The following is a 1,141-nucleotide window of genomic DNA, read 5'->3' as shown; positions in this document are numbered from 1 at the left end:
GACTGCTTTATCTCTTCTTCTATTCCCATAACAAATCCTAATATGCCTTACACGACACAAATATATGTATATACATTTAATGTACAAACATAATGGAGATTTTTTTAGTTCTTCCTGGCAGAAAAGACGCTAATAACACAAAAGCGCAATGCTAGGCGGGAAAGCAAAGGTAAAAACAAACACTGTGTAAAGCTCTCCTACATTACAAAAATATAGCTCCAACAAACAGAAACCGCTCCGTATCTGAGGTTTCAGATACGGAGCGGCTCCTAAACATAAACCAATTTTACTATATAGATGCCTGCTGTGCAGTAATATTTAGAGACACGGTAAAATCATCATAAATGGCTTTGTCACCCAGGTCGCTGAAAAAGCTGCTGGAACGGTATCGGATATCATATTTTGTACGATCTACCGTTACGTCGCCAGTGGCCGTAGCTACTCCGCTTTTTACGTTTATAATAGCCGGGAAAGAGACAGGATTAGTAATATTCTTAATGGTAAGATCACCTGTTACTGTAAAGTTGGGTTCTCCGGCAACGGCATTTTCTATAGGCTTAACACTGGAGACTTTAAAAGTAGCAGTAGGAAACTTCTCTACTCCAAAAAAGTCATCATTCTTGAGATGGGCACCTACTTTAGCATTATCGCTGCAAACCAATGAGCCCATGTCAATCACAAACTCACCGCCAGTAACTCTATTTTTGTTTACCTCCAGCTGGCCACTTTTCAGGTTAATTGTTCCATTATGTGCCCCGGTGATCTTTTTAGCATTCCACTTTAGCTCGCTTTTATCAAGTACTACATTATATGCTTTCCCTTTTGCTGGAACAGCAACGCCTGCAGCAACGGTAGTCTCCCTATGCTCTGTATTTCCTTTAGAGGTGCCAGTATACGCTGAGAATAGCAGCGCTGCGGCAAGTGAAGCAAGAATAGCAGTTCTTCTCATGATTGTTACATGGTTAATAGTTTATTTGCTACAGTTATTTATTAAGTTAATCTCTTATTTTATCTAACAGGCGGTTTAAAACTTTTGCTTCTTCTTCTGTAAGATTACTGATTCCTCCTGTCTGCACAATTTCCTGCTTCTCCATCTCCTGTAGCAGACTCAGGCCCTTGTCCGTTATCAGCACATCTACTG

The 1,141-nt window shown here is 40.2% G+C and carries 1 protein-coding gene; it reads right to left on the bottom strand.

The annotated features are described in order from the left end of the window. Positions 1 to 289: 289 nt before the first annotated feature. Positions 290 to 949 (bottom strand): YceI family protein, encoded by a 660-nt coding sequence (locus tag LN995_RS21650; RefSeq protein ID WP_229963180.1) that lies wholly within the window; start codon positions 947 to 949, stop codon positions 290 to 292. Positions 950 to 1,141: the final 192 nt, after the last annotated feature.

Source organism: Pontibacter silvestris (assembly GCF_020907275.1).
GTDB lineage: Bacteria > Bacteroidota > Bacteroidia > Cytophagales > Hymenobacteraceae > Pontibacter > Pontibacter silvestris.
This window is presented reverse-complemented; position numbering and strand designations above follow the sequence as displayed.